The 26,709-nt window shown below is 63.2% G+C and carries 35 protein-coding genes, 2 tRNA genes and 1 pseudogene; 21 read left to right on the top strand and 17 right to left on the bottom strand.

Annotation, left to right across the window (positions count from 1 at the left end):
- Positions 1 to 38: 38 nt before the first annotated feature.
- The 6 genes from RI103_RS11505 to RI103_RS11480 form a co-directional block, all read right to left on the bottom strand.
- Complete coding sequence (locus RI103_RS11505) at positions 39 to 1,016, bottom strand: quinone-dependent dihydroorotate dehydrogenase (protein ID WP_310815222.1); 978 nt, start codon at positions 1,014 to 1,016, stop codon at positions 39 to 41.
- A 154-nt stretch (positions 1,017 to 1,170) separates the two neighbouring features.
- On the bottom strand, positions 1,171 to 1,992 hold the full coding sequence (locus RI103_RS11500) for an arginyltransferase (protein ID WP_310812148.1): 822 nt from the start codon (positions 1,990 to 1,992) through the stop codon (positions 1,171 to 1,173).
- Positions 1,993 to 2,108: 116 nt separating this feature from the next.
- The gene (gene aat / locus RI103_RS11495) at positions 2,109 to 2,846 is read right to left on the bottom strand and encodes a leucyl/phenylalanyl-tRNA--protein transferase (protein ID WP_310812147.1); all 738 of its coding nucleotides are present in this window, start codon (positions 2,844 to 2,846) and stop codon (positions 2,109 to 2,111) included.
- Between the two features lie 9 nt (positions 2,847 to 2,855).
- Positions 2,856 to 3,401, bottom strand: a complete 546-nt coding sequence (locus tag RI103_RS11490) for an NUDIX hydrolase (protein WP_132374874.1) — start codon at positions 3,399 to 3,401, stop codon at positions 2,856 to 2,858.
- Between the two features lie 776 nt (positions 3,402 to 4,177).
- Positions 4,178 to 4,357 carry a hypothetical protein gene (locus tag RI103_RS11485; RefSeq protein WP_310812146.1) on the bottom strand — a complete coding sequence of 60 codons (180 nt, stop codon included), beginning with the start codon at positions 4,355 to 4,357 and terminating at the stop codon, positions 4,178 to 4,180.
- Positions 4,358 to 4,739: 382 nt separating this feature from the next.
- Positions 4,740 to 4,816, bottom strand: a tRNA-Met gene (locus tag RI103_RS11480).
- A gap of 239 nt (positions 4,817 to 5,055) precedes the next feature.
- Here RI103_RS11480 and RI103_RS11475 point away from each other — a divergent pair.
- Both RI103_RS11475 and RI103_RS11470 read left to right on the top strand, forming a co-directional pair.
- On the top strand, positions 5,056 to 5,553 hold the full coding sequence (locus RI103_RS11475; protein WP_310812145.1) for a heme-degrading domain-containing protein: 498 nt from the start codon (positions 5,056 to 5,058) through the stop codon (positions 5,551 to 5,553).
- A 10-nt stretch (positions 5,554 to 5,563) separates the two neighbouring features.
- A complete protein-coding gene (locus RI103_RS11470) occupies positions 5,564 to 5,896 on the top strand; it encodes an SMR family transporter (protein WP_409076984.1) in 333 nt (110 codons plus the stop codon).
- A gap of 31 nt (positions 5,897 to 5,927) precedes the next feature.
- Here RI103_RS11470 and RI103_RS11465 read toward each other — a convergent pair whose 3' ends face one another.
- Positions 5,928 to 6,317 (bottom strand): hypothetical protein, encoded by a 390-nt coding sequence (locus RI103_RS11465; RefSeq protein ID WP_310812143.1) that lies wholly within the window; start codon positions 6,315 to 6,317, stop codon positions 5,928 to 5,930.
- Positions 6,318 to 6,393: 76 nt separating this feature from the next.
- The gene (locus RI103_RS11460) at positions 6,394 to 6,585 is read right to left on the bottom strand and encodes a hypothetical protein (RefSeq protein WP_310812142.1); all 192 of its coding nucleotides are present in this window, start codon (positions 6,583 to 6,585) and stop codon (positions 6,394 to 6,396) included.
- A gap of 289 nt (positions 6,586 to 6,874) precedes the next feature.
- Here RI103_RS11460 and RI103_RS11455 point away from each other — a divergent pair, with 289 nt between their 5' ends.
- Positions 6,875 to 7,153, top strand: a complete 279-nt coding sequence (locus tag RI103_RS11455) for a hypothetical protein (RefSeq protein WP_310812141.1) — start codon at positions 6,875 to 6,877, stop codon at positions 7,151 to 7,153.
- 176 nt (positions 7,154 to 7,329) lie between these two features.
- On the top strand, positions 7,330 to 7,614 hold the full coding sequence (locus tag RI103_RS11450) for a DUF1488 domain-containing protein (RefSeq protein WP_310812140.1): 285 nt from the start codon (positions 7,330 to 7,332) through the stop codon (positions 7,612 to 7,614).
- Between the two features lie 222 nt (positions 7,615 to 7,836).
- On the opposite strand, the gene RI103_RS11445 is transcribed toward RI103_RS11450, so the two are convergent.
- Positions 7,837 to 8,835 carry an NAD-dependent epimerase/dehydratase family protein gene (locus tag RI103_RS11445; RefSeq protein WP_310812139.1) on the bottom strand — a complete coding sequence of 333 codons (999 nt, stop codon included), beginning with the start codon at positions 8,833 to 8,835 and terminating at the stop codon, positions 7,837 to 7,839.
- A gap of 135 nt (positions 8,836 to 8,970) precedes the next feature.
- On the opposite strand from RI103_RS11445, the gene RI103_RS11440 reads away from it, so the two are divergent.
- Together RI103_RS11440 and RI103_RS11435 are read left to right on the top strand one after the other, a co-directional pair.
- Positions 8,971 to 9,834 carry a TetR/AcrR family transcriptional regulator gene (locus RI103_RS11440; protein ID WP_310812138.1) on the top strand — a complete coding sequence of 288 codons (864 nt, stop codon included), beginning with the start codon at positions 8,971 to 8,973 and terminating at the stop codon, positions 9,832 to 9,834.
- Positions 9,835 to 9,880: 46 nt separating this feature from the next.
- Positions 9,881 to 11,023: an enoyl-CoA hydratase/isomerase family protein gene (locus RI103_RS11435; RefSeq protein ID WP_310812137.1), complete on the top strand. Its 1,143-nt coding sequence runs from the start codon at positions 9,881 to 9,883 to the stop codon at positions 11,021 to 11,023.
- A 177-nt stretch (positions 11,024 to 11,200) separates the two neighbouring features.
- Here RI103_RS11435 and RI103_RS11430 read toward each other — a convergent pair whose 3' ends face one another.
- Positions 11,201 to 11,626 (bottom strand): hypothetical protein, encoded by a 426-nt coding sequence (locus tag RI103_RS11430; protein ID WP_310812136.1) that lies wholly within the window; start codon positions 11,624 to 11,626, stop codon positions 11,201 to 11,203.
- Positions 11,627 to 12,208: 582 nt separating this feature from the next.
- On the opposite strand from RI103_RS11430, the gene ssuD reads away from it, so the two are divergent.
- From ssuD to RI103_RS11410, 4 genes are all read left to right on the top strand, one after another.
- The gene (ssuD, locus tag RI103_RS11425; RefSeq protein WP_310812135.1) at positions 12,209 to 13,369 is read left to right on the top strand and encodes an FMNH2-dependent alkanesulfonate monooxygenase; all 1,161 of its coding nucleotides are present in this window, start codon (positions 12,209 to 12,211) and stop codon (positions 13,367 to 13,369) included.
- Positions 13,370 to 13,437: 68 nt separating this feature from the next.
- Positions 13,438 to 14,280 carry an aliphatic sulfonate ABC transporter permease SsuC gene (gene ssuC, locus RI103_RS11420; RefSeq protein ID WP_310812134.1) on the top strand — a complete coding sequence of 281 codons (843 nt, stop codon included), beginning with the start codon at positions 13,438 to 13,440 and terminating at the stop codon, positions 14,278 to 14,280.
- The gene (locus RI103_RS11415) at positions 14,277 to 15,290 is read left to right on the top strand and encodes an ATP-binding cassette domain-containing protein (RefSeq protein WP_310812132.1); all 1,014 of its coding nucleotides are present in this window, start codon (positions 14,277 to 14,279) and stop codon (positions 15,288 to 15,290) included. The genes ssuC and RI103_RS11415 overlap by 4 nt, the downstream gene beginning before the upstream one ends.
- A 47-nt stretch (positions 15,291 to 15,337) precedes the next feature.
- Positions 15,338 to 15,553, top strand: a complete 216-nt coding sequence (locus RI103_RS11410) for a molybdopterin-binding protein (protein WP_310812131.1) — start codon at positions 15,338 to 15,340, stop codon at positions 15,551 to 15,553.
- Between the two features lie 8 nt (positions 15,554 to 15,561).
- Here the strand turns inward: RI103_RS11410 and RI103_RS11405 are convergent, their stop codons facing one another.
- Positions 15,562 to 15,867 carry a hypothetical protein gene (locus RI103_RS11405; RefSeq protein ID WP_310812130.1) on the bottom strand — a complete coding sequence of 102 codons (306 nt, stop codon included), beginning with the start codon at positions 15,865 to 15,867 and terminating at the stop codon, positions 15,562 to 15,564.
- A 150-nt stretch (positions 15,868 to 16,017) separates the two neighbouring features.
- Between RI103_RS11405 and RI103_RS11400 the strand changes: the two genes are divergently transcribed.
- Both RI103_RS11400 and RI103_RS11395 read left to right on the top strand, forming a co-directional pair.
- Positions 16,018 to 16,215: a hypothetical protein gene (locus tag RI103_RS11400; RefSeq protein ID WP_310812129.1), complete on the top strand. Its 198-nt coding sequence runs from the start codon at positions 16,018 to 16,020 to the stop codon at positions 16,213 to 16,215.
- Between the two features lie 112 nt (positions 16,216 to 16,327).
- The gene (locus RI103_RS11395) at positions 16,328 to 16,573 is read left to right on the top strand and encodes a hypothetical protein (RefSeq protein WP_310812128.1); all 246 of its coding nucleotides are present in this window, start codon (positions 16,328 to 16,330) and stop codon (positions 16,571 to 16,573) included.
- 369 nt (positions 16,574 to 16,942) lie between these two features.
- Here RI103_RS11395 and RI103_RS11390 read toward each other — a convergent pair whose 3' ends face one another.
- Positions 16,943 to 17,209 carry a hypothetical protein gene (locus RI103_RS11390; protein WP_310812127.1) on the bottom strand — a complete coding sequence of 89 codons (267 nt, stop codon included), beginning with the start codon at positions 17,207 to 17,209 and terminating at the stop codon, positions 16,943 to 16,945.
- 315 nt (positions 17,210 to 17,524) lie between these two features.
- Here RI103_RS11390 and RI103_RS11385 point away from each other — a divergent pair, with 315 nt between their 5' ends.
- The 4 genes from RI103_RS11385 to RI103_RS11370 all read left to right on the top strand — a co-directional run bounded on the left by RI103_RS11385 (position 17,525) and on the right by RI103_RS11370 (position 19,366).
- Positions 17,525 to 17,749: a hypothetical protein gene (locus RI103_RS11385; protein WP_310812126.1), complete on the top strand. Its 225-nt coding sequence runs from the start codon at positions 17,525 to 17,527 to the stop codon at positions 17,747 to 17,749.
- 29 nt (positions 17,750 to 17,778) lie between these two features.
- Complete coding sequence (locus RI103_RS11380) at positions 17,779 to 18,123, top strand: hypothetical protein (protein ID WP_310812125.1); 345 nt, start codon at positions 17,779 to 17,781, stop codon at positions 18,121 to 18,123.
- A gap of 77 nt (positions 18,124 to 18,200) precedes the next feature.
- On the top strand, positions 18,201 to 19,202 hold the full coding sequence (gene dusA, locus RI103_RS11375) for a tRNA dihydrouridine(20/20a) synthase DusA (RefSeq protein WP_310812124.1): 1,002 nt from the start codon (positions 18,201 to 18,203) through the stop codon (positions 19,200 to 19,202).
- Between the two features lie 88 nt (positions 19,203 to 19,290).
- Positions 19,291 to 19,366, top strand: a tRNA-His gene (locus tag RI103_RS11370).
- A gap of 76 nt (positions 19,367 to 19,442) precedes the next feature.
- Here RI103_RS11370 and RI103_RS11365 read toward each other — a convergent pair.
- The gene (locus RI103_RS11365) at positions 19,443 to 19,790 is read right to left on the bottom strand and encodes a hypothetical protein (RefSeq protein WP_310812123.1); all 348 of its coding nucleotides are present in this window, start codon (positions 19,788 to 19,790) and stop codon (positions 19,443 to 19,445) included.
- Between the two features lie 349 nt (positions 19,791 to 20,139).
- Here RI103_RS11365 and RI103_RS11360 point away from each other — a divergent pair, with 349 nt between their 5' ends.
- On the top strand, positions 20,140 to 21,732 hold the full coding sequence (locus tag RI103_RS11360; RefSeq protein ID WP_310812122.1) for a sulfotransferase: 1,593 nt from the start codon (positions 20,140 to 20,142) through the stop codon (positions 21,730 to 21,732).
- The gene (gene cysC, locus RI103_RS11355; protein ID WP_310812121.1) at positions 21,729 to 22,268 is read left to right on the top strand and encodes an adenylyl-sulfate kinase; all 540 of its coding nucleotides are present in this window, start codon (positions 21,729 to 21,731) and stop codon (positions 22,266 to 22,268) included. The genes RI103_RS11360 and cysC overlap by 4 nt, the downstream gene beginning before the upstream one ends.
- Before the next feature lie 174 nt (positions 22,269 to 22,442).
- On the opposite strand, the gene RI103_RS11350 is transcribed toward cysC, so the two are convergent.
- Together RI103_RS11350 and RI103_RS11345 are read right to left on the bottom strand one after the other, a co-directional pair.
- Positions 22,443 to 22,688: a hypothetical protein gene (locus tag RI103_RS11350; RefSeq protein ID WP_310812120.1), complete on the bottom strand. Its 246-nt coding sequence runs from the start codon at positions 22,686 to 22,688 to the stop codon at positions 22,443 to 22,445.
- A gap of 207 nt (positions 22,689 to 22,895) precedes the next feature.
- A complete protein-coding gene (locus RI103_RS11345; RefSeq protein ID WP_012432778.1) occupies positions 22,896 to 23,108 on the bottom strand; it encodes a DUF3820 family protein in 213 nt (70 codons plus the stop codon).
- A 165-nt stretch (positions 23,109 to 23,273) separates the two neighbouring features.
- Here RI103_RS11345 and RI103_RS11340 point away from each other — a divergent pair, with 165 nt between their 5' ends.
- Positions 23,274 to 24,326: an NADP(H)-dependent aldo-keto reductase gene (locus RI103_RS11340; RefSeq protein ID WP_310812119.1), complete on the top strand. Its 1,053-nt coding sequence runs from the start codon at positions 23,274 to 23,276 to the stop codon at positions 24,324 to 24,326.
- A gap of 233 nt (positions 24,327 to 24,559) precedes the next feature.
- On the opposite strand, the pseudogene RI103_RS11335 reads toward RI103_RS11340, so the two are convergent.
- A pseudogene (locus tag RI103_RS11335) lies at positions 24,560 to 24,715 on the bottom strand (MFS transporter); the annotation flags it as partial.
- Between the two features lie 20 nt (positions 24,716 to 24,735).
- On the opposite strand from RI103_RS11335, the gene RI103_RS11330 reads away from it, so the two are divergent.
- Together RI103_RS11330 and RI103_RS11325 are read left to right on the top strand one after the other, a co-directional pair.
- Entirely contained in the window at positions 24,736 to 24,927 is a 192-nt protein-coding gene (locus RI103_RS11330; RefSeq protein WP_409076937.1) for a hypothetical protein, read from the top strand.
- A gap of 448 nt (positions 24,928 to 25,375) precedes the next feature.
- Entirely contained in the window at positions 25,376 to 25,798 is a 423-nt protein-coding gene (locus RI103_RS11325) for a hypothetical protein (protein ID WP_106283591.1), read from the top strand.
- A gap of 65 nt (positions 25,799 to 25,863) precedes the next feature.
- Here the strand turns inward: RI103_RS11325 and RI103_RS11320 are convergent, their stop codons facing one another.
- Positions 25,864 to 26,691, bottom strand: a complete 828-nt coding sequence (locus RI103_RS11320) for an ABC transporter permease (protein ID WP_310812118.1) — start codon at positions 26,689 to 26,691, stop codon at positions 25,864 to 25,866.
- Positions 26,692 to 26,709: the final 18 nt, after the last annotated feature.

The raw sequence follows: 26,709 nt of genomic DNA, 5'->3' as shown, positions 1-26,709 counted from the left end.
AAGCCGAGGGGCCGGCGCGGCGCTCAGCGGAACTAGATTTACCGCAGCGCTTGCGCGCATTCGGCGACCAGCGCCGGTCCGCGGTAGATAAACCCGGTGTAGAGCTGCACCAGCGATGCGCCGGCCGCGATCTTCGCGCGCGCGTCGTCGCCGGAAAAAATCCCGCCGACGCCGATGATCGGCACCGCTTCGCCGACTTCCGCGCGCAGCTTGCGGATCACTTCATTGGACGCGTCGAACACCGGCTTGCCCGACAGGCCGCCGGCCTCGTCGCCGTATTGCATGCCGGCGACGGCCGTGCGCGAGAGCGTGGTGTTGGTGGCGATTACGCCTTCGAACTGGTGGCGCAACAGCGTGTCGGCGATCGACTTGATCTGTTCGTCGTCGAGGTCCGGCGCGATCTTCAACGCGAGCGGCACGAGCTTGCCGTGCAGGTCGGCGAGGCGCTGCTGCTTCTCCTTGAGTGCCGCGAGCAGCGCGTCGAGTTCGCCCGCGCCTTGCAGCTGGCGCAGATTCTTCGTATTCGGCGACGAGATGTTGACCGTCACGTAGCTGGCGAACGGATACACGCGTTCGAGACAGTACAGGTAGTCTTCGGCGGCGCGTTCGATCGGCGTATCGGCGTTCTTGCCGATGTTCAGGCCGAGAATGCCGCGATAGCGCGCGGCCTGCACGTTCTTCACGAACTGGTCGACGCCCGCGTTGTTGAAGCCCATCCGGTTGATCACGGCGTTCGCCTGCGGCAGACGGAACATGCGCGGGCGCGGGTTGCCCGGCTGCGCGCGCGGCGTGACCGTGCCCACCTCGATGAAGCCGAAGCCGAGCGCGGCGAGGCCGTCGACGCAGGCGCCGTCCTTGTCGAGGCCCGCGGCGAGTCCCACCGGATTGCGGAACGTCAGCCCCATCACGGTGCGCGGCGCATCCGGCACATGCGGTGCGAGCGCGCCGGCCAAGCCGGTGCGGCCGGCGGCGCCGAGCATGCGCAAGGTGAGATGGTGAGCGTCTTCCGCGTCCATGCGAAAGAGTTGGGCGCGTACAAGCGGGTAGAGGGAACTGAACACGGGACGAAGCCGGACGGCCGAAAAATGGGAACCCGCCATTTTACCGGCTTTGAGGCTCTAATGAGACCAACTGACGGGATCGGGCGGCGGCCCGCGCGGGCCGCCCAGGCTACGGCTTGAACGGCGGGCGCTTGCCGTGAATCGCCAGATCGACCGGCGGCAGGTCCACGCCCTTGGGATCCAGCACGCGCCAGGCGCCGTCGATCAAACCCTCGAGCGGCCGGAAATTCGCCTTGTACGCCATCTTCGGACTCTCGCGAATCCAGTAGCCGAGGTACACGTAAGGCAGCTTGAGACTGCGCGCCTGCTCGATCTGCCAGTAGATGTTGTAGGTGCCGAAGCTCGTGTTCGGCAGCCCCGGTTCGAAAAACGTGTACACCGACGAGAGCCCGTCACCGAGGATATCGATCATGCTGATCATGCGCAGAATGCCGGGCGCATCCGGGTGGTCGTGCCGCGGCTCGCGGAATTCGACCAGCCGCGAGTTGATCCGGCTTTGCAGCAGGAACTGTTCATATTGATCGCGGCTGTCGCGATCCATGCCGCCGCCCGCATGCCGCGCCGATTGATAGCGCATGTAGAGCGCGTAGTGTTCTTCGTCGTAGTGGAGCGGCGCGACGGTAGCGACTAGTTCGCCGTGTTTCTTCCAGATGCGGCGCTGGGTGCGGTTAGGCTCGAACTGGTCGACCGGCACGCGCACCGGCACACAGGCGCGGCAGCCGTCGCAATACGGCCGGTACGTGAACACGCCCGAGCGCCGGAAGCCGGCCTTGACGAGGTCGGTGTAGACGTCGGAGTTGATCAGGTGACTCGGCGTGGCAACTTGCGAGCGTGCGATGCGCCCATCGAGGTAACTGCAGGGATAGGGCGCCGTTGCATAAAATTGCAGCGCCGAAAGCGGAGAAAGAGGCAGCTCGTTGGGATGAGTCACGTTGGCAGCTCTCGAAGCGTCTCTGGTAATGCAAACCCGGCGCCTTGCGGTGGACGACCCGCGGCTCGTGACCCGCGGCTCGGTGGGCGGCGGATCCGGATTCGGCCTGATTCTTCCTACGCCGCTGGCGCAACGACCTCGAGCAACGCGGTTTTGTCGAAACGCCAGGGAATCGGCGGCGCCTCGACCGACGCGCGAACATGCGCGATGAACGCCTTGCGCGCTATCTCGCGACCGCCTAGCGACGCCAGATGCGACGTGTTCTGCTGGCAGTCTATCATTTCTATTTCGTGACGGCGCAAGTGTCCGACAAGCGCGGCCAGCGCCATTTTCGACGCATCCGTGACCTCCGCGAACATGGATTCGCCGAAGAACATCTTGCCGAACGACACGCCGTACAAACCGCCCACGCGCTTGCCTTCGAACCAGGTTTCGATGCTGTGCGCGTCGCCCACGCGATGCAGCGACGAGTACGCTTCGACCACATCCGCGGTGATCCATGTGCCGCGCTGTCCGCGTCGCGGCGCCTGCGCGCAGGCGCGCATCACCGCGGCGAAATCATGATCGACGCGGATTTCCCACGCGTCTTCGCGCAGCACGCGCTTGAGCGTCTTGCGCAGCGACGGCGCCACTTTGAATTCGGCGGGACGCAGCACCATGCGCGGGTCGGGACTCCACCACAACACCGGCTGGCCATCGGAATACCACGGGAAAATGCCGCGCCGATAGGCGTCGATCAGGCGCGACGGCATCAGATCGCCGCTCGCGGCGAGCAGGCCCGGCGCGCCACTCGTCGCGCCGAGGGCGCGCTCGACGGGCGGAAACGGATCGTCGGGTCCGAGCCAGGGAACCATGCGCGCCGCTCAACCTTCACGCAGCGAGCGGAAGATGTCGCCCGTATGCAGGCCGAAGCTGCCGGCGGCGCGGTCGGCGAAAAAGAAACGCAGGGTCTGGCCGACCGTGGGAAAGGCAATCTCGTCCCAAGGGATTTCGTGTTCTTCGAAGAGCTTCACTTCGAGGCTTTCTTCGCCGGCGGCAATGTCGAGATCGAGCAGGCGCGCCATATAGAACAGATGCACCTGATGCACGTGTGGCACGTTCAGCAGCGAGAAGAGGTTTTGCACTTCGACGCGCGCGCCGGCTTCTTCCAGCGTTTCGCGCGACGCCGCTTCGGCGGTCGTCTCGCCCATTTCCATGAAGCCCGCGGGCAGCGTCCAGTAGCCGTAGCGCGGTTCGATCGCGCGACGGCACAGCAGCACTTTCTCGTCCCAGACCGGGACGGTGCCGACCACGTTGCGCGGATTCTGATAGTGCACCGTGCCGCAACTGCCGCATACGAAGCGCTCGCGATTGTCGCCAGGCGGAATGCTCAGGCTGACGCCCTGGCCGCAGACAGAACAGAATTTCATAGGAAGGGGACGAGAAAGGGTGATAGGAGTTTATCACTGGGGCGCGATTTGTCTCAGGTCACAAATAGCATCGCGCGGGATTGTGCGGCGGCCGAAGTCGGCGCGGAGAGTACGCCGAAGACTGCTGTCAAAAGGCGCAACGATTTTGTTCGGAATCCGGAGTATCTTGCGCGCGAGGCTTGAGCCGTGGGCGTGGGCGTGGGCGGGACGATTTGCCGTCGCGAACCGCCGATGGAATCAGAGTGGGGAAACGGGAAAGGAGGACAACACGCTGTGAAATATTTGGAAAGAAAACGAAAAAGACCTGCCGGATGGCCCCGCCAAAAACTTTCGCTTTCAGGTGGTGCGGCACATCTCCAAGCCCGTGCAAACGCCCCTGGGCGTTTCTCTGCTAGTCGACGGGTTCGCGATTTTGAATTGGATCGTGCGGGCGGTGCTTTTTATCTCCCGCGCGAACGGGATGCTCTGACACTCCATCCATGGATGGCCTTTCGCGATCCGTGCAGGAGCTGTCACCTGCCCGCGCCTTTCGTCTCGCCTCCGTCACGATATATTCGCCGCAACTCGCCAGAGTTACTATCCTCTGAATATAGCGAATCCCAAACCTGACATGAGGGGCGACTATGCGTACCTCTTGGATAGCGGTTGCGGCCCTGTTGACTTGTGCCGCTGTCTTTCCCGTTAGTTCGTTCGCCGACGCGGGAGCACCGACATCCGCGACTCTTGAATTTAAAGGCTTGGTAGTTGGTCAAGCGGCAACTACACAACAGATTCAGTCAGCGCTCGGCATTTCGTGCGGCATCGGCGCAGAACAGAAGCAGGTTTGTAACGGGCAGGGGACCATTCTCGGCTTTCCAGCAAGCTTCAATGTAGTTGTAGGAGCCGACGGGATACTCGATCGCATCGCGATAAGAATGGATTCGTACCACTACGCCGCAGTCGCGGACGCTTTTCACAAGAAGTTCGATCCCCCAACTTCGACGGATCACTCGACAGTCCAAAACAGATACGGAGCGACATACGAAAACGAACGTATTGTGTGGGGGGACCTCAACGGTGTCGCTCTCGTGCTGAGCAAGTATGCGGCCAGGGTCGACAAGTCGTCCGCCATGTTTTCCACGAAACGTGACCGCGATCTTCTCAGCGGGCCCAGGAAAAGCGACGACCTATAAAGCGCTCGCGGAAACTTTCCGTACCTCCGGACCGAAAAACAAAAAACCCGCTCGAAGGCGGGTTTGATGGTGCGACGGTGTTGCCGAAAATTTGCCGACTTTGCCCACATGCGGGAAAAATGCTGTTCGCGAAAATCCGGGAAGCCGCACAAAGCCTTGCTGGTATTGGTTGCGGGGGTAGGATTTGAACCTACGACCTTCGGGTTATGAGCCCGACGAGCTGCCAGACTGCTCCACCCCGCGTCCGTCGAAGAAAAGATTATAGGACAAAGCGGATACCGACGCAATAGCTATGTAAGAACCGGCTTCAATCCACGGGCGATGCATCCACGTGGGTTGTCTTCCGGGTCGCCGCATGCATTGCCCGCGCCGCATGCCGGAATGCCAGCGTCAGGCGCTACGCTAGAATTCAGGTTCTTCTCGCGGCGCCGCCATGCATGCACGACGGCGCACGCTTCACCTCTTACCTTGCTCTGAACTCCATGGATATCGCTCACGATCTGCAGATGATTGCCGCTCAGGAACACGCGCTGGTGTTCCCACAATTCGACGCCGACCGCGCATGGCAAGTCGGCGCTTATCTGCACGAGGTCGCCAAGGCGCGGGGCATTCCCGTTGCGATCGACGTGCGCACCTTCGGTCAGCCGCTGTTTTTCAGCCTGCTCGACGGCGCGACGCCGGACAATGTCGATTGGGTGCGCCGCAAGAGCAACACGGTCGCGCATTTCCGCCGCAGTTCGTACGCGATTGGCCTGAAGATGCAGCAGGCCGGCGGCACGCTCGCTGACAAGCACGGCTTGCTCGCCACGGAATATGCGTCGCATGGCGGCGCGTTCCCGTTGACGGTGGCGGGCGCGGGCGTGATCGGTTCGATCACGGTGTCGGGTCTGCCGCAGCGCGCCGATCACGAGCTGGTGGTGGAAGCGCTGTGCGCGCATCTCGGCCACGACTTCAGCAAGCTCGCGCTTGCAAAGGCTTGAGGCGATGCGGGTGCCTCCTTATGCCTTGCTCGGTATTGCCATCGTGGCCGAGGTGATCGCCACCTCCGCGATGCGCGCTTCGGAGGGTTTCTCGCGGCTGTGGCCTTCCGCAGTGGTCGTGCTCGGCTATGGCGTGGCGTTCTATTGTCTGTCACTCACGCTCAAGAGCATTCCGGTCGGCATTGTGTACGCGATATGGTCCGGCGCCGGCATCGTGCTGATCACGCTGGTTGCGGTTCTGCTGTACGGGCAGGTGCCCGACGTGCCGGCCATTATCGGGCTCGGCCTGATCATCGCGGGCGTCGCCGTACTGAACATATTTTCGAAGATGCAGGCGCACTGAGTCGTCGCATGGACGCAGGCGCCGTGGACGCCTATTTGCAGCGTACGATCATCGAACGGTTTTTCACGTTGGCCGAGACGACGTTCGTGACGCTGCCGCCCGCCGTGCCGCCTTCGTCATTGTCTTTCGACACGATGTCGTAGCCCGTCGCGCCGCATGCCTTGCCGGCCTGCACGTAGCATGAAGCCCAGCTGGAAGCGGCGTCGGCGCCGCTGCAATTCACGGCGAAGCCGGTCTGGCCGTTCGGCAGATTGATCAGCGACGTGGTATTCGACGATGCGCAGCCGGCGAGGCCCGCGCCGAGCAGCACGGCGGCGGGAAGGGCGGCCGACAACGACGTCCGGCGAACGAGAGCAAGTGCTGAGCTGGTTCGGAGGCGGTTGAAGCGGCCGGCGCGGCGCAGTTGCGTCATGAAATGCATCGTGTTGTTTCCTTTCAGATTGATATTCGGGCTTGCCACGTAGACCGGGGAGCGCCTGTTGAGGATCGCAAGACGTTCAGGACGTTTCGATCGTAATGCCCGCCGCGCTGACCATCCGGCGGCTTTCCGCGCCTTCCCTGGTGGCCGCGTCTTCCCAGATGCTGATGGCTTTCGGAATGTCGATCCCGTGGCTTTCGGCGTACGCAAACCATGTGTTAGCCGCATCCGGCTCGGGCAGTTCGTGGTTTTGCAGAAAATATTTTCCCATATTGCGCTCGCTGAACTGAAAAAGGCGTCGTGGCGGCAGCACGGACCGTGCCGATGATCCAGTTCGACCGGCGCGGGCCGAACAAGTGCGTTTCGGGTGCATCGCTGCGTGGCTCGACAGAACTAATCCGCTCGCGAGGCGCCTTACCTACTGGCTGGCCGCGCGCCGGCGCGGGTGCTGCACCGGCCGCGCGGACGCAGCCGGCGACACGAAGGTCAGCGAGCAGGCAGACATATCGAATGCGGCGCCACGCGGCGTTCGCCCATGAATTGCAACGAGGAGAACGAATATGGCTGAACGGGTCAGCGGCCCCTACCGTGGTTATTACATCAGCGCCGCCGCTCGCCTCGTGCCGGCGGTCGACTCACCGGCCACGGCCGCCGGTGGCGCGAGCGGGACTTACGTCGGCTCGGTGAGTCTCGCTGAGCACGGCCCGGACGATCCTCACCGCATGGAAACTTTGCTTGAACTCGGCGACGGGCAGCGCTTCAGCAGCGAAGAGGAGGCACTCGTCTTCGTCGAGCAGGCGGCGCGCGATTACGTCGATCGCTTGTTGGGAGGCGCTTGATGGCGCGGCGTGAGGAGGAGAAAAGCGGCGCCGGGAGCATCGGCGAAACCGCTGATGAAAGCGCCGCGGCAGGCTGGACCGCGGTCCGGCCGCGCGAGTACCATAGCGACGTTGTCCGGGGCCGGCCGGTTCTCGCCGGCGCCGGTTTCCTGCCGGATCATTCTGATGAGGCGACCATGGAAATTCGGTTTCCCGCGGACGCGCCTGCCTACCGCGACTCCAATCTGACCGTTGTCTTTCCCGCTTTGGTGGACGGCCAGCCGGTGCCGTGCGCGATCTCGGTCGAAGCGCTCGAAGATCACTTCGGCGCCTACTCCGAGGATCTCGAAGGCTGGATGCGCGCGTTCGACGCCGGACGTCCGCGCATCGAAGCCGTGGCGCGCGAGCACCTGCAGATCAGTAACGGCACGCCCGTGCTGCTCAAGAGCGGACATTTTCCGCCGGGCAACATGGCGGGTTGATCGCGCTCGCCCGAAAGAGAATGCGGCCATGCGGGGTCCATCGCATCGACACCGGATTCGATAGATAGACGCGGTACGTCGATGAGCAAATTGCGGCTGGGCGAGCAATGCGGCCAAGGCTGGTCGTCATGCGCCCGCCTGAAAGACTGGAAGACTGGACAACCGCGCACAGCATAGCTCGCCAACGCCGCTCGCCACACCCAACGGTCCTCGCGTCCTCATTCAAGCCGCGTTCGCGGCGGTTCCGTTTGCTCCGGCGTTCGCCGATGCCACCTTGCGCGCGGCATCGAAAGCATGCCGGATCCCATCCTCATAAGACGTCCTGGCGATCGGGCCGATCAGTTTCGTCAACGCCGAATCGTCGAGGACGACCGGATCGGTCATCAGGTAGTTCATCTCCACCAGTTCCCGCATCAGCGGATTGAACAGGCCGAGCACCCGCAGCAGAGTCTTGCCGGCCACCATCAGCTTCGGTTCGCGGCCCGCCAGCGCGTAGGCCTGCCGCGCCACTTCGCGCTGCGTGATGGTGCCCGCGCCGGCGAGGTGCCACCAGCGCCCATACGCCTCGGGCGTGCGCGTGAGTTTTTCGACCACCGGCCCAATATCGGGCAGATAGATGAATTCGTGCGGCACGTCCACGGGGCCGATCACCTGCGCGCGCTTGCCGTTCGCGGCGCCTTCGAACACACCGTTCAGCAGGCTGCGCTCGATACCCGGACCGTAGAAGTCGGGCAGGCGCAGCACGAGGGCCGAGAGGCCGCCCTGCCCATGCGCCGCCAGCACCAGATTCTCTTGCGCCAGCCGCATCCGGCCCTTGAACGTGTGCGGCTCGCGCGGATGATTTTCGTTGATCGGATTGCCGCGCGTGCGGCCGTACGGATACACCGTGCCGACCAGAATGAAGCGCTCGACGCCCGCCGCCGTCACACCCGCAAGCGTTCGCTCCATGAGCGGCGGATGCGCGGCGAACTGGTCGTAGGGCACGCCGACCAGATAGATCACCGTCTGCAAACCTTGCGCCGCCGCGCGGATCGAAGCCGGGTCGTCCGGATTCCACGTGACGATCTGCGCGTGCGGATCGTGGCCAAACGCGGCTTCGAGCGCCTGGCGCGAGCGGCCGACCACCCGATAGTCAAGGCCCGCCGCGCTGAGCGCCGCCGCGATGCTTTGACCGGCCGCGCCCGCGGCTCCGAATAAACCCACCTTGCCTGTGGCTTGCATGACGACTCCTCGAAGCGGCGCCGTACCGCGCTCGCACAAATAGTGACTGATGCTGGGAAATTTAATGAACACCGTTCAGTGAACATTGTTCAGTTTAATTTGACTTTTCAGTTTGTCAACCCGAGAATGTTCGTCATGGGAATCGCTGAACGAAAGAACCGCCAGAAACAGGCACTGCGCGAACGCATCCTCGATGCCGCGCGGCGCATCGTGATGCGCGAAGGCTTTGCCGCACTGTCCATGCGCAAAATCGCCGACGCCATCGAATATTCACCGGCCACGCTGTATCTTCACTTCGCGAGCCGCGACGAGATCGCGCAGGCTTTGTGCGCGGAAGGCTACGCGCAACTGCTGGAGACGTTCGTGCCGCTCGCGGACATCGCCGATCCGGCCGAGCGGCTTAAGGCGCTTGGGCGGGCCTATGTGGCGTTCGGCGTTGCGCATCCGCAGACGTATCGGCTGATCTTCATGGAAGATCCGAGCTATACCGGCGCGGCATTGGGCGGCGCGGCGAAAAATCAGGCGGCGCACGAGGAGGCCGGCATCACGGCGTCGGAGGCGACCAGCGGCGACGCGGTCGAACCCGAGGACGACCCCGGCGCGGCCGCGTTGCACATCATGATTTCCGCGCTCGAGGAGCTCAAAGCGGCGGGGCATCTGTCGGCGTCCACAGATGTGGCAGTGTGGGCCGAGGCGTTCTGGGCGACCTTGCACGGCATCGTCGCGCTGAATCTCACGTGCCCCGTGTTTCCGAGCGCACCGCTCGACACAGTCGTCGGCCTCGCGCTCGACGCCTGGCTGGGCGTATCACATTCAACGCAATCGCAGAGCAGCGCGACCGCCGGCGGCACGCGCGAGAAAAAATCCCCCGGCGCGGGCACCGCGTCGCCGGCGGAGTCGGGCCACGAACCTGCCGCTCAGCCGTCCAGCAAAAAATCGGCGAAAGCAGCAAGCCGTATCACCGGGCCCGCACCCAGGCGCAAAGCCGCGAGTGCGTGATAACGTTCAATTCCACCTCACTTTGCGCCGTGGCGCGTAGCTCTCCATGTCCATCTCCGCCTCGCCCGCCGTCAGCGACGAAGTCGCGACTTACGTAGCCAACCGCATCGGTTTCATCGAGCTGGAAAGGCCGAAGGCGCTCAACGCGCTGTCGACCGGCATGATTCGCGCGATGCACGCGGCGCTCGACCAGTGGCGCGCAGATCCCGATGTGCTCGCCGTCGTGGTGCGCAGCCAGCACCCGCGCGCGTTCTGCGCGGGCGGCGACATCCGCTTCCTGTACGAGTCGGCACTACGCGGCGAGCATGCTGCGCGCGACACGTTTTTCATCGAGGAATACCGGCTCAATCACGCGATCTTCACCTATCCGAAGCCGTATATCGCGTTGCTGAACGGCATCGTGATGGGTGGGGGCATGGGTATTTCGCAGGGCGCGCACCGTACCGGCGGCCTGCGAGTGGTCACCAGTTCGACGAAGATGGCGATGCCCGAGACCCGCATCGGACTCTTTCCCGACGTCGGCGCGGGCTGGTTTCTGGCCCGCACGCCCGGCGCGATCGGGCGCTATCTGGCGGTGACCGGCGCGACGATCGGCGCGGCCGACGCGCTCTACGCGGGTCTCGCCGACACCTACATCGACGACGCGGCGTTGCCCGCGCTGGTCGATACCTTGCGCGGCGAGCGGTTCGAGCGTGGTGCGGACGTGGTGGCGTGCGTCGAACGCGAGACGCTCGCGCATCGGGTCGTGCCGCGGCGCGAGGCCTCGTCGCTGGCGAACGCGCGTGCTTTGATCGATCGTCACTTCGCGCTGCCGGACGTCGCGCGGATTCTCGATTCACTCAAACGCGAGCGTCACAGCGATGGCAATGGCGAAGCGGCCGATTGGGCTGAACAGATGATCGCGGTGTTGCGCGAGCGTTCGCCGTTGTCCATGGCGGTGTCGCTGGAAGTGGTGACGCGCGCCGAGGGTTCGATGGCGGACGTGCTGCGTGGCGATCTCGATCTGACGCGCTCGAGCTTTCAGCATGGCGACACGATCGAAGGTATTCGCGCGCGCATCATCGACAAAGACAACGCGCCGCGCTGGCGCTTTGCGCGCATTGAAGACGTCAACGCCGCCGAGGTCGAGAAGATGTTCGACAGCCCGTGGCCGGCGAACGAACATCCGCTGCGCGATCTGCGAGGTTAAGGCGAGAGGGAATGGCGTTTCAGCATGCTATGCGGCCCTTGCCGGCGGCATAGCGTTGCGACTAACTTGCCGCCGAGCCGCCGAGCCGCCGAGCCGCCGAGCCGCCGAGCCGCCGAGCCGCCGAGCCGCCGAGCCGCCGAGCCGCCGAGCCGCCGAGCCGCCGAGCCGCCGAGCCGCTCATTCCTCGTCTTCGTTCGCCATGAATGCGCGCATGAACACCAGCGCGCCCCAGCCCCACATCGCATTTCCGGCGAATCCCACCGCGAGGCGCGGCAGCATATTGCCGCTCGGCCAGATACCGCGCAGCGGATCGACGACGAACACGCCCGCCGCCGTCAACACGACGCCGCCGAACACGAAGGCAGGCACCCACGGCGCACGCCGATGCGGCGCGACGCGCAGCAGCCACGCCATCAGCACGGCCCAGAACGCGCTCCAGATCGCATTGGCGATGAACTCAGGCAGCCCGAGCGGTAAAAACGGCGCGGTCGAAAAACCGGTCGGGTCGATCATCCCGGCTGCGTGCAGCAGCGCCAGCGTCGATTCGTGGAAGAACAGGGAAGCCAGAAAACCGGCGACGAACGGCAGGATGAGTTTTTGCATGCATTGCACCGCCAGGGTACAGGCGGCGTGGTTCGCGGGGCCTGCACCGGGTTATTGGAAACGTGCGCCATTATATAGAGCGCCTCCCAACCTGTCGCTTCGCGGCAGGCCTCAAAGGGCGCGAGAAAACTTGGGGTGGCCCGGCGTTTTCCCGGGAGGCGTACCCGCTTTCCAGCGGACACGTCGTGCGCAACGTCCGTATGCTTTAGCGTCGGGCTAATCACGAAAGTGGAAAACCTAAGCTAAAAAAAATCGTTCAAAAGCCGCAGCCCGGTCCATAGACTGTTTCTCCATGCAGACGGCGTTTGCCGCCGTCGCCGTTTAATCGAGCGCATGACGCGCACGTTTGGTCGAGGGAAGCCGTCGCGATGTCCTGCCTGATGCCGATCTTCACCCGCCGCATGGCGCACGCGCACCGGTTTGCCTGCTGTCGCCGCTAACCAGCGCCGCTTCCGTATTTTTCCGCCTCCTTGCGATGCACCGTCCGGCTGTGTGCCGGAGGGATGCGCGCGGCCGGTGTGTGCGCGAAGGCTCGACGCACCGTCTCCATTCAATCCAGTTTCGAACCTGCAGGAGCAGCAAATGAATGTGTTCTGGTTCATTCCGACTCACGGCGACAGCCGCTATCTCGGTACGTCCCAAGGCGCACGCGCAGCCGACTACGACTATTTCCAGCAGATCGCCGTCGCCGCCGATACGCTCGGCTACGAGGGCGTGCTGCTGCCGACCGGCCGCTCGTGCGAGGACGCATGGGTCGTCGCGTCGAGCCTGATCGCCGCGACCAAACGGCTGAAGTTCCTGGTGGCGATTCGTCCCGGTATCTCGTCGCCGGGTCTGGCCGCGCGCATGGCGGCGACCTTCGACCGGCTGTCGAACGGGCGTCTGCTGATCAATGTCGTGACGGGCGGCGACGCGGCCGAACTGGAAGGCGACGGCGTATTCGTCGACCACGACACGCGCTATGAAATCACCGACGAATTCCTGCACATCTGGCGCAAGCTGCTCGCCGCCTCGCACACCAAAGAGGCGATCGATTTCGAAGGCAGGCATCTCAGCTCCAAGGGCGGCAAGGCGTTGTATCCGCCGGTGCAGAACCCGCATCCGCCGCTGTGGTTCGGCGGTTCGTCGCCGGCCGCGCACGACATGGCGGGCGAGCATATCGATACCTATCTGACGTGGGGCGAGCCGCCTGCCGCGGTGGCGAAGAAGATCGCCGACATTCGCGCGCGCGCCGCGGCGCATGGCCGCCAGATCAAGTTCGGGATTCGTCTTCACGTGATCGTGCGCGAAACGGAAGAGGAAGCGTGGGCCGCCGCCGACAAGCTCATCAGCAAACTCGACGACGAAACCATCTCGCGCGCCCAAACGTCGTTCTCGAAGATGGACTCCGAAGGCCAGCGACGCATGGCCGCGCTGCACGGCGGCAAGCGCGGCGGCCGCGCCGAACTGGAGGTCTATCCGAATCTGTGGGCGGGCGTAGGTCTCGTGCGCGGCGGCGCGGGCACGGCGCTGGTCGGCAGTCCGGAACAGGTGGCGGCGCGCATGAAGGAGTACGCCGGGCTCGGCATCGACACCTTCATTCTGTCGGGCTATCCGCATCTGGAAGAGTCGTATCGCTTCGCTGAACTCGTGTTTCCGCTGCTGCCGGATCGGCGGAACAAGGTGTCGAATGGACCGCTGTCGGGGCCGTTCGGCGAGATCGTCGGCAACAACTATCTGCCGAACGCGGCGAGTTCGAGCTGAGTCTCGGGTTGAACTCGCGTGCTGCAAACGGCATGCACGATCATCGACAGGCAATGAGGAACGCAAGCATGGCTCAATCCACAGTGAGCGCCCGGCGGGACGAAGGCGCCGAGGCCGGTGCGGGTTTGAACACGTTGCGCCGTATCGGCGCGCATCTTGCGCCGTGGCTCGCGCCGCTCGCGATTCTGCTGGCGTGGGAATTCGCCGCGCGCAGCGGCGTGCTGTCGACGCGCGTGCTCCCTGAACCGCTCGCAGTCGTGAAGGCCGCGTGGTCGCTGATCCAGTCCGGTGAAATGTGGGCGGACGTGAAGGTGAGCACGTGGCGCGCGGTGTCGGGTTTCGCGATCGGCGGCGGCATCGGCCTCGTGCTCGGGCTCGCGACGGGGCTGTTCAGACCCGCCGAAATCGCGCTCGATTCCACCGTGCAGATGATCCGCAACATCCCGGCGCTGGCGATGATTCCGCTCGTGATTCTATGGTTCGGCATCGAGGAGGAAGCAAAGGTGTTTCTCGTCGCGCTGGGCGTGTTTTTCCCGATCTACGTGAACACCTTTCACGGCATTCGTTCCGTCGACGCCAACCTGATCGAAATGGCGCGCAGTTACGGCGTGAAGGGTTTCGCGCTGTACCGGCATGTGGTTCTGCCGGGCGCGTTGCCGTCGATTCTGGTCGGCGTGCGCTTCGCGTTCGGTCTGATGTGGGTCACGCTGATCGTCGCCGAAACCATTTCCGCGCAATCGGGCATCGGCTACATGACGATGAACGCGCGCGAATTCCTGCAGACGGACGTGGTGGTGGTCGGCATTCTGCTCTATGCGGCGCTCGGCAAACTCGCCGACGTGCTGGCCAAAAGTCTCGAACGCGTGTCGCTGCGCTGGCACCCGGCCTATCAGCGCGGAGCGAAATCATGAATGCAACGACTTTGTCCGCGTCGTTCGGTGGGATTGCCGGCAGCGATCTCGAAGCCGAGTTGGCGCAAGCGCGCAATGTCGATCACGACGCGAACGAAGCCGCGGATGTCGAGTACGCGGATGCGACGCATCGTCATCAGGTGCGCGTGGAGGCGCGTGTCGAGATGGGGTTGTCGGCTGGCGCGCTCGCGCGCAACGACGCCCGCCGCGCCTCGGATCATTCGGTGGAATTGCGCGGCGTCGGCAAACGGTACGGCGAACGCCAGGTGCTGTCCGATTTCAATCTGTCCATCGGACGCGGCAGTTTCGTGGCGATCGTCGGGCGCAGCGGCTGCGGGAAATCCACCTTGCTGCGGCTCGTCGCCGGATTGGACAAGACCACTGCGGGCGTGCTCGAAAAGCGCAGCGAAGACGGCGGCCCGCTCGACACCCGCATCATGTTTCAGGACGCGCGTCTGTTGCCCTGGAAGAGCGTGCTGCAAAACGTGATGCTCGGCCTCGGGAGCAGCGCGCGCGAGGACGCCCGCGCCGTACTCGCCGAAGTCGGCTTGCTGGAGCGCGCCAACGACTGGCCCGCGCAGCTTTCCGGCGGCCAGCGTCAGCGGGTGGCGCTCGCGCGGGCGCTCGTGCATCGGCCGCAATTGCTGTTGCTTGACGAACCGCTCGGCGCGCTCGACGCGTTGACGCGCATCGAAATGCACGCCTTGATTGAGCGCCTGTGGCGCGAACATCAATTTACCGCGCTGCTGGTCACGCACGACGTGCATGAAGCCGTGGCGCTCGGCGAGCGCATTCTGCTGATCGAAGAGGGGCGCATCGCGCTCGACCAGCCGGTGCCGCTGGCGCGTCCGCGGGCTCGCGCATCGGCCGGTTTCGCCGCGCTCGAAGACCATGTGTTGCAACGCGTACTGAAGACGGCGCCGAACGACGACGCGCTATCCCATCGTGCGTACGACGCACGTGAAGCAGGCCGCACCACGCGGCCGACAGACGTCCGCTGGGCCGTCTGACATTCCTTGACTGACTGTTTTCAACCGCTTCTCTGGAGTCACTCGATATGAGCATTTCCGCAATCAACGTGCGCAATCAGTTCAAAGGCAAGGTCAAGGAAATCATCCGCGGACCGGTGGTGTCCGAAGTCGATGTGGATACACCGTTCGGTATCGTCACCTCGGTGATCACCACGCGCTCTATCGACGAACTCGAGCTGACGGTCGGCTCGGAAGTCATCGCGCTGGTGAAGTCGACGGAGGTGTCGATCGCGCGCCTGTGAGGCTCGCGCTATTTTGCATTCGCGCCGCTGGCGGGCGGCGCGTGCATCATTTTGTCGTTGGGCGGCTGGCGCGGACGCTTGATCGGCATATTGTCAGGATTGCTCGAACCGCCTGAACCGGAAGCGGCCTCGGGCGGTTTGACCATCGGTGAGTTGTCGGTTTGCGGCGCTGCCTGTGCCGTTTTTTGCGTCGTTTGTTCCGCTTGGTGAGCCTGTTCCGGCTTGGCCGTCTGCGCGAATGCCGCTGCGCCGTTCGCGCCGGCTATCGCCAACGCGACGCACGCCGTCAGCACTGCCCATCTGCTTCGCTCCATCTCCGTCCTCCTTCGCGTCGCCGCCTGCCGGTTGCGCCGCTATCACGCTGGTGGGATGACTTCCGCCACGCAACTCGCGTGCCTCCACGCGCGCCTGCATACGTCCCCGAAACTTGCTAGGATGAATTGAGCATGTAGACGGAGACGGCCATGTCGAAGTCATTGAGTCCCGAAGCGGTTGAAGCCTTGCGGCGTCTGAACGACGTCGGCGTCGGACAGGACGCGCCGAAACTGGCGCAGTCCGTGACCGCCGAATTGCTGGCGGGCGGCCTGGTTGCCAAAGCGAGCGGCGGCGACGTCGAAATCACCTGCAACGGCCGGCAATATCTTTCTGGCGATTGCGATTGATCGTCAGCGCAGCGTTGGCCTGACGCTCAGGCCGAAACGTTTCCGCGAGCCGTCGAGCGTGCTCGCCGGACAAGTCTGGCCGTCACATTGGTGGCGACACCACGGAGGCGACATGGAGCCGAAGGGCCTCGACATGGGGGACTACCAGGAGCGCTATCAGGACTACGACATCGAAGTCGCCGTCGAACAGGTATTGACGGGCGTAAAAGCGCATTTTCGGGTGCTGCGGGGTGAGGCGGTGGTGATCGACTGGCGGCTCGTGCATATCGACACCTTGTGGTCCACCGAGCATGCCGCCGCCGAGGCGGCTTTCCGGGCGGCGCGTGCAGCGATCGACGCGGGCGGCCTTGCCGCCTAGCTGCGAGTTCCTTGCGCATCAGGGTGAAATCGCGAACGCGTTCGATCAAGCTGGCTGTTCCTTCATGGCCCGCTGGAGACCGCTGTGCATTTCGCGCGTGCTGTCCCGATCATCCGTAGCCTTTCCCGGGCGTTGAGACGTTGCCGACGGAAGGGTACTGGAGACAGTCGATCTGTTCAGTAACCGGATCCGGTTTTGCGAATCACCGAAACAGGCGCACCCCGCCGATCAGTTGCGCAGTGGTGAGCGGAGTGCAAAGGTGCGGCTTTAACGCCGCGTAAACGCAACTGGGCGCCGGCATCGATACTGCATGCGCGGCGCCCAGTTTACCGGTTGCCCTCGTGAGGCAGCCGGTTCAACGGCAACTGCTTAGTGGCCGAAGAAAACCGATTGCGGGCCCGAAACCGGCTCCTTGGCACCCGATTGCGACGACACGTTGTTCACGCCGCCGTAAGCATTCGATTCCGCGTTGGCGCGTTCAGCCGCGACGGTTTGTGCATTCTGGCCTTGTTGCGAAGCCGGTGCGCCGACCGACGGACGGTAGTACGGTGCCGGACCGTAGCCGCTAGCAAAAGCGGGAGCGGCGATCGAGGCAGAAACAGCAACCAGCAGGGCGGCGATGAGCTTGGTCTTCATGGTGTGACTCCGATAACGTTTCGACTTCATTGCAGGAAGGCGTCGCAGGGGCCGGTGAGGTGTGCCTGCAACGTCGATGGAGGGCAGTGTATACCCCTACTATCGAAAATTTGTATCGATAATCCGAAATTACTATTCTCGATTCTGAAATAATCGGTCGAGGATAGACGCGACAAGCGTCGGCGGTGGTCCGACCCCGTGGGACAAGCGTATTTGGGCGTGAAAGACCCAGGTCGCAGCGTGGGTTAATCGCGGCGGCAAGCGTGGTGCGAGTCGAATTTGGGTCTTGGACTCGTTGCTTTGGAGAGCACTTCGATGGAGTTGTGGATTCAACCGTGCACTGCCTGCTTCGACCTTTATGGCCAGCCGGCCGCCCATCGCCCGCACGACAATCTGACGCTGAATACTCGCGGGGCGGTGAAGGACGTGCGAATCGCCGAGCACTACACGTGCGCGCGTTGCGGAGCGGCGTTCGCGCGCATCCTCGCCGGTGAACCTCGAAAACGGATATGGATGCTGGTGAACGCGGGTCAGCATTGACGGCTGGCCGGTTTGGCGAAGTGCGGCCATTGCGCAAGCCCTCGCCAGCGTGCTTTAAAGTTTTCGGCGCGGCTGCCGAAAACGGGAGCATGAAATACTTCTTCGACTACAAGCTCGCCGAGCGGTATGGCTATGGAATGGCCGTGTATATCGCCGCTGAAACGTCGGATCTGCAGCGCGCCATCGACCTGACGAACACACGACGCCTGCGCGCCGGCCGGCGCCTGATCGAGGACGCGCGGACCGAGGACGTGCTATCGGCCATGCGCAACACTGGACTGCTTCCGACTGAAACGGATGAGGCGGAGCAGGCATCCCGGGCGCGACTCGCTGAAGCCCAGCGTATTGCCGCCAAACAATTGAAGCGCGGCTGACGGGTATTCCGCCCGGGCCGGCGATTTCACGGCTTGCGGTAAAATCGGTGTTTTGAATCAAGCCGTCTGGCCGCCCCATGTCTTCACCTCACATCTCCAGTCCGCGCCGCATATCGGTCGCCCCGATGATGGACTGGACCGATCGTCATTGCCGTTCCCTGCATCGCGTGATCTCTCGCCATACGTGGCTTTACACGGAAATGGTGACGACCGGCGCGCTGCTGCACGGCGACGTGCCGCGCCATCTCGCGTTCACACCCGAAGAAGCACCCGTCGCGCTGCAACTTGGCGGCAGCGAACCCGACGACCTCGCGCGCTCGGCAAAGCTGGGCGAGCAATGGGGCTACGACGAAATCAATCTGAATTGCGGCTGCCCATCCGAGCGCGTGCAACGCGGCGCATTCGGTGCGTGCCTGATGAACGAACCGCAACTTGTCGCCGACTGCGTGAAGGCCATGCGCGATGCAGTGTCGGTGCCGGTGACCGTGAAGCACCGCATCGGCGTCGATGCCGTCGAGGAGTACGGTTTCGTGCGCGATTTCGTCGGCACGATTGCGGACGCCGGCTGCAATGTGTTCGTCGTGCACGCGCGCAACGCGATTCTCAAGGGCTTGAGCCCGAAAGAAAACCGCGAGATTCCGCCGCTCAAATACGACTACGCGTATCAGTTGAAGCGCGACTTTCCGCATCTGGAGATCATCATCAATGGCGGCATCAAGACGCTTGATGAAGCACAGGCGCATCTTCAACACGTCGACGGTGTGATGCTCGGACGTGAGGCCTATCACAACCCGTATGTGCTCGCCGATGTCGACGCACGCTTCTACGGCGCGACGCAGACGCCGCTCACTCGCGAGCAGGTCGAAGCAAAGCTGATCGAGTATTGCGCCGCTGAAATGGCGCGCGGCACTTATCTCGGCGCCATCACGCGCCATGCGCTCGGCCTCTATCGTGGTGAAGCGGGTGCACGTGGATGGCGTCGCGTCTTGTCCGATAGCAAGCGACTCGCCGCGCGCGATCTGACCATCTTCGACGAGGCAAGACAGCATCTGCGCGAGCCCGTCGAGATTTTTGAATAAAGGACTAGGCAAACGGGATTCTTGTTCGTATAATCTCGTTTCTTCATCGGCGAGCCAAGTTTTACGGCAAGTCAAGCAGATGTCAGTGGTGGCTGTAGCTCAGTTGGTAGAGTCCAGGATTGTGATTCCTGTTGTCGTGGGTTCGAGCCCCATCAGCCACCCCAAAGAATTCAGGCGGTAAAGTTTTGCGAACGGCGTTGTGAGAAATCACAGCGCCGTTTTTGTTTTGGGTTCGTAGTTTCAATGGCCATGTCCACCGTGGCCGCCGCCACCGCTGCTCCACGAACTTCCCCCGCCGCTGGCGCTGCTGCCGCCGTGAGATCCGCCGTATCCACCGCCATGCCAGCCATTTCCGCCGTGCCATCCATGGCCGCCATGCCAGTATCCGCCGTGATAACAGCAGGACCCGCCCCAGCCTCCATAGATGCCGATGCTGCCATAAACCGGCGCATACGGTGGCCCGTAGCCATAGCCGTAGCCAGGATAATAAGGTTGCGCGTAGCCATAGTCATATCCGGGTGCAACAGCGCATCCGGTCAAACTGGCTACCACCGCCAACAGCGCCATTGATGCAATGAGCCTGCTCACGATTTTCTCCCACATTATTTGATTAAGAAGAATCGCGCGCTCAGGAGTTCAGCAGCATTTGTGTCCGCAAATTACGGTCCGCGCGTGAAATGGCGTGCTTCGGACAGACACGGCAAATCGAAGACCATGACGGTGAGGCTCGGCGCCTAACTTTCCAGACCTTACCCATGCATCACGCTGTAACAGTTAGTTAAATTCTCGCAACGAAACTGTAGGGCGCGCCTGTTAATTTCCCTTCCGACAATTACCTTCGAACCCAGACCCTGCCATCTGCCGGGCTGGATGAAAAGATCACACTCGCTTACTGTCAGGACCGCTCCATGCGAAGCCTGCAAAAAACCAGTCGTCAATGAAGCAAGATCCACAGCCGGCTACCGCATCGCAATGGCGAGCCGAAGGCGACGCCTGCGCCGCGCGCGGCGAACTCGACGCCGCGCTCCAACGTTTCGAAATTGCCCGCGTGCTCGACCCCGCCGATGCGCTCAGCCAACAGCGCGTCGCGGCCACGCTCGCCGCCCTGAACCGTTTTCCCGAAGCCGTGATCCGCTATCACGAAGCGATCGCACTCGATCCGCGCCACACGGATTCGCATCACGGCCTCGGCTGGACGCTCGAACAGATGCATCGACTCGAACAGGCGGTGGAGGCCTATCGCGAGGCGACGCGCGTGAGTCCGCGAGCCGACGGCTCGCACAACAACATGGGCAATTGCCTGCAGGCACTCGGCCGATTCGACGAAGCGCATGAGGCGTATCGCCGTGCGATCGACGCCGCGCCGCACGTGCCGCTGTATTACCGCAACTTCGTGCAGTCCAAGCGCCTTGCCGCCGACGATCCGGTGTTCCTCGCGATGGAGCGCCTCGTCGACAACGCCGCTTCGCTCACGCCGGCCAATCAGGCGGAGCTTCACTTCGCGTATGGCCAGGCGCTGTCCGACGTGGGCCGCAACGACGCGTCGTTCGATCAGTTTCTGAAGGGCAACGCGTTGCACCGCGCCAACGTGCCTTATAACGAAGCGGAGACGCTCGGCCTGTTCGCGCATCTGCCTGAGTTGATGACCTCGGAGGTGCTGGCGGCGAAGCGCGGTCTGGGCGACTCATCGCAGGCGCCGATCTTTATCATCGGCATGCCGCGCTCGGGGTCGACCTTGATCGAACAGATTCTCGCGAGCCATCCACAGGTGTTTGGCGCAGGCGAGCGCACGGAATTCGGTGAGGCGCTGGTGAACTGCATCCGCCGCGATCTCGGCGATCCGTTGCGGATCGATATCGAAGCATTGCAGAACGTGGACGGCCCGCCGTTGAGCACGCTCGGTGCGGACTATCTGCGTCGCATGCGCAATGCGGTGCCGGAACTCCGGAGCTTCACGCAAAACGACGAACGCAGTCCGGCTGCAAACTACACGCACTTCACCGACAAATATCCGTTCAACTTCATCAACCTCGGTCTGATCCATCTCGCGTTGCCGAACGCCCGCTTCATTCACAGCAGCCGCGCGCCATTGCCAACCTGCCTGTCGATTTTTTCGCGGATCTTTCACGACGTGCCGTTCGGCTATGATCTCGGCGAACTGGGCCGTTACTATCGCGCGTACGACGCCTTGATGGCTCACTGGCAACGCGTGCTTCCGGAAGGCGTGATGATCGAGGTCAAGTATGAAGAACTGGTCGACGATTTCGAAGGCAATGTACGCCGCTTGCTCGCGCATTGCGGGCTCGGTTGGGACGAACGCTGTCTGTCGTTCCATCAGACCACTCGCCAGGTGACTACCGCCAGTTCCGCGCAGGTGCGCCGTCCGCTGTACAAGACGTCGCTGCAACGTTGGCAGCCACAGCAGGACTTGCTTCAACCGCTGTTCGACGGCCTCGGTCCGGAGTTGGCCCCGGCGCATCGCCACGCGCCCGGCGAGCTTGCGGCCAGCGCCATGGAGTGTCGCTCATGAGCGCGTGCCGCGGTGCCGTGATATGGATGACGGGACTTTCCGGCGCCGGCAAATCGACGCTGGCCAACGCCTTGTATGAGCGGCTGAAGGAAGCGGGACATGCCGCGATCGTGCTCGATGGCGACGTGTTGCGGCGCGGACTGAACGCCGACCTCGGCTTCACGCCCGAGGACCGCACGGAAAACCTGCGGCGAGTCGCACACGTCGCCGCGCTCTTCATGCAGCAGGGCTTTATCGTGATTGCCGCGGTGATCTCGCCGGAGCATCGGCATCGGCGCTTGGCGCGCGAAATCGTCGGCGACGGTTTCGTCGAAGTGTTCGTGAAGGCCCCGCTGCAAGTCTGCGAAGCTCGCGATGCCAAAGGACTCTACGCTCGCGCGCGGCGCGGCGAGATCCCGCATTTCACGGGGATTTCCGGACCTTTCGAAGCGCCGCTGACGTCCGATGTCGTGATCGAGACTGACCGGATGCCGGTCGACGAATCCGTCGACCGCCTGCTCGCGCATCTGGTCGCGACAGGGTATCTGGGCAGCTAGCGCGCTTCGTCACGAAGCCCGGCAAGCCACGCGCAGCACGGTGCCGCTCGCGCAGGTTTTTCACTCCGCCCGCGACGTATCGCTATACCGTTCGATTTCTCGGGGGTGATGCGCGTCGAGCGCAGGCACGCACGTGCACGGCACGTTTTGAAGCCAGTTCGAAACGGCTTTGCGTCACCGCAACAACCCGGCTGAATGATGCAGAGCCGGATACACGCCGATGATGAACGCCGCGTAGATCGCGGCCATGGTCACGCCGGCGGCGGTACCCCAGATGTCGCGAGATGCGGCGCCCTGGCGGAAATGCACCGGCAGCCCGACGACGAGGTAGCCGATCAAAAAGAATACGATGACCGCCCGCACGGGCGACAGGTCGTGGCCGATAAATTCGAGCAGCGCGGACAAGCTGAATTCAGACATGGACAGACAGACAAGATGACATGCGGATGATGGCACGAACCACGGGGGTTCGCGCGAAGACCTACGTGGATTAAAGTCCATTCAGACGGCAACGTACAAGCAAAAGACTGTATAAATTTGTACAGGCCGGCATTGCTTGCACGATGCCTGCGGCGCAGCTTTCATCCATGATTCACAGTGCTTCACGCCGCTTTCACCGCGAGGCGATCAGCGCTTGCGCAAAGGCTCGAGCAGCGACTTCAAACCGTTGTGATCGATCTCGTGCATCAAGGCCAGCAATCGGCCGATTTCGCCCGGCGGGAAGCCTTGACTAGCGAACCAGTTTAGATAATGACCGGGCAGGTCCGCAATCACGCGGCCCTTATATTTCCCGTAAGGCATGATGCGCGTGACGAGCAGTTCGAGATGTTCAGGGTTCATCGCAAAAGGGGACGCGGGGAAACCGCGAAGTCACCGCGGCAGCGCGCTGATGTGTGGAAAAACGGGCGGCGCCCGCTGGAACCGCATTTTAGCGTGCGCAGCAGAGCTCACGCGGGCGTGGTAACGTCTGCGTTTTTCGTTCAATCAATCAACAGGACAAGTTCGATGGATTACCGCAGACTCGGCGATTCCGATGTGCAGGTCAGCCTGATCGGTCTCGGCACCATGACGTGGGGCGAGCAGAACACGGAGCAGGAAGCGCACGCGCAGATCGATTACGCACTCGATCACGGCGTCAATCTGATCGACACCGCTGAAATGTACCCGGTGCCGCCGCGTGCCGAGACGCAGGGTTCGACGGAGCGCTTCATCGGCACATGGCTCGCGCAGCATCGCAGCGCGCGCGAGAAAATCGTGCTCGCCACCAAGATCGCCGGCCCGGCGCGTCAACCGCACAACCCGACCCATATTCGTGGCGAAGGCAATCAGTTCGACCGCAAGAATCTGACCGAAGCGCTCAACGACAGCCTCAAGCGCCTGCAAACGGATTACGTCGATCTTTATCAGCTGCACTGGCCGGATCGCAGCACGATGACGTTCGGCCGTCCGGCGTATCCGTGGGTCGACGACGCCTATACGGTGCCGATCGAAGAGACGCTGTCAGTGCTCGCGGAATTCGTCAAGGCGGGGAAGGTGCGTCACGTCGGCGTGTCGAACGAAACGCCGTGGGGCGTCGCGCAGTTTCTGCGCGCCGCTGAAAAGCTCGGCTTGCCGCGCATCGTCAGCATTCAGAATCCGTACAGTCTCGTGAATCGCACGTACGAAGTCGGTCTGTCCGAGTACGCGCATCACGACAACATCGGCTTGCTGGCTTATTCGCCGCTGGCTTTCGGCTGGCTGTCGGGCAAGTACGAAGGCGGTGCGCGTCCGGCCGGCGCCCGCATCTCGCTGTTCGAGCGCTTTAAGCGCTACAGCAAGCCGCAGGCGGTGCAGGCGATTACGCGTTACGTCGAGCTGGCCAGGCGTCACGGTTTGTCGCCCGCGCAATTCGCGCTTGCGTTCGTCAATAGCCGGCCGTTCGTGACCAGCAATCTGATCGGTGCGACCTCGCTCGATCAGTTGAAGGAAAACATCGCCAGCGTCGAGGTGAAACTCGCGCCGGAAGTGCTCGCGGAAATCGACGCGCTGCACGAGTTGCAGCCGAATCCGGCGCCTTGATGTATCAGCGTTGAGCGCGTGCTTCGGGTTCGGTTCGAATCATGCGCGAGTGGTGTAGCCCCGGCGTTGTGGCCGGGGCGCTCACAGGCGGTTCACGCTTCGCTTCTGCGAAGCAGCCGCGTTGGCCCGCTCTTTGGCCGATTATCAATGTTCCGCGCACGCCACTGCGCCCTCAGCGGATTTTCAATTTCCTGCGCACGGCATAGAACGCGAGTAGCCTGGCCACCGCGCGCTCAGCGCAAGTTCAACTTCCCGCGCACGGCCTGAAGCGCCAGCAAACTCGCCACCGCACAGAACATCAGATAGAACCCGGGCGGGAGCTTATTGCCGCTTGCATCGATCAGCCAGGTAATCACGAACGGCGCAAAGCCGCCGAACACCGTCACGCCGATGCAACAACAGCGGCGCGATGTATCGCTACGCGCAGAAGTCCGGCGCGATCATGTTCACGGGCCTGCTGTCCGTGCGCGATCGTTATGCCGGCGAGGGCGTCGTCGTGATGCGGCTGACGCATCCGCAGATGTGTCAGCGCAGCATGCAGTGCAGACCATGGCGGGACGTGAACTGCCGCCATCGGCGAGGGCCTTCCGCGATCATCTGATCGTGGAAATCGCCGGCGCGAAGCAGGCGGATGCCGCTGCGTCGAAGACCGCTCGAAAGCGCGGCAGGACCAGGCGCTGACGGCGGCAGGGCACGGAAAATCCAGAGGACGCCAACGCGGCAGGACAACGTTTGCCACCACCGGCGCACCACGAGCCACGAGGGCGGCGTGTGTGCGATAGCGATCCATGCACTACGAGATGAAAGGCAAATGTCCCAGCCGGATCGCGAATCACGACCTAAACTGTGGTGGACGGGGAGGGCTGAAGGCGCTGGAACTGCTGAAGTGCGCGGTTGGCAATGCTGCAGTGCACGCTCTTGGAGGACGTCTCTTGGAGGACGTACCTCTGAGGGACACCGGTGGTAGCATTCAGCCCGAAAAATGGAGAGCGGCGCGTGCTCGATGCGGCGCGTCGTCCACAACGGAGCGATAGGACTCAGGACATCGAATGGCGCAACAAAAAACAAACCCAAAACTTGAGCAGGCGCTGACGCGCGGGGATCTGGCCATCCGTCAGGCGAATTCGGCGCGGGCCACGGCATTGCTGCGCGCGCTGGGCAAGATGATCGTGGACGCGTCGGCGACGATCGGCGTGGAAGCCTTCACGCTGATTCCCGACGGCGACAAGATCTACGATCCGGCCGATGGGCTGTGGCCTCAGGAACTGCAGATCTCGCTCGACGGTCCGGTCGAAGAAGCCGATCCGGACGAAGTGCGCACGGTCCGCCTGATCGCCGACGATCCGGGCACGGTGTTCCGGGTCGAGTGGCAGCGCGCCGACGGCAAGATCGGGCGCCAGGACGGCGGGCCGTTCGCGACGGTGGCCTTTATTTCCGACGTGGATATTCCGTGGACGGATGACGAGGACTGAGCAGGATTGATGTGCGGCAGGCGCTGACCGGACGCTTTGCCGATGTCAGCGCCTGTGGCCCGAACCTACTTCATCATCCTGCGCCGGAACAGAATCGCTGCAACGACAAACCCGCCCACCGCATAGGCCGCCAGCACGGCCACATGCAACCACGCATTGTCGACAGGCCGACCCAGCATGGCGGGCCGCATCAAGTCGACGGCATGCGCCAACGGCAACACCTGGGTGACGCCCCGCGCTACGGCGGGCAATTGCGACACCGGAAAGAACACGCCGGATAACAACAGCATCGGCGTCAACACCAGCGTCTGGTAAAACATGAAGAAGTCGTACGAGGGTGCGAGCGCCGTCACGACCATCGCGATGCTCGCGAACGCGAGCCCGGTCAATACGATGACCGGCAACGCCAGCAGCATCGACGGAAAATTCGCGTAGCCCAACGCGCCCGCCACCAGCATGATCGCCGCGCCGGAGAGCACCGATTTGCTGGCTGCCCATATCACCTCGCCGAGCACGATGTCGCCGAGCGTCAGCGGCGTATGCATGATCGCTTCCCAGGTGCGCTGCACATGCATGCGCGAGAACCCCGAATACATCGACTCGAAACTCGCCGACATCATCACGCTCGAGGCCACCGTCCCCGCCGCGAGAAACGCGATATACGACACGCCGTCGACCTGGCCGACCATCAGCCCCAGCCCGAAGCCGAGGCCGAACAGATAGATCATGGGATCAGCCAGATTGCCGAACATCGAGGCGATCGCGAGCTTTTTCCACACCAGATAATTGCGGCGCCACACGGCGATCCAGTTGCTTGCGTTCGCGGGAAAGGCGCCGAAGGCTTCCTGTTTCGACGGCGTATCACCCGGGGGTTCGTAAGTGCGTGCGTCCATTGCGTGTCTCGTGCGGTG

The organism is Paraburkholderia sp. FT54 (assembly GCF_031585635.1).
Taxonomy (GTDB): Bacteria; Pseudomonadota; Gammaproteobacteria; order Burkholderiales; family Burkholderiaceae; genus Paraburkholderia.
Note: the sequence above shows the minus strand (reverse complement) of the source record. Positions and strands in the feature narration are given on the sequence as shown.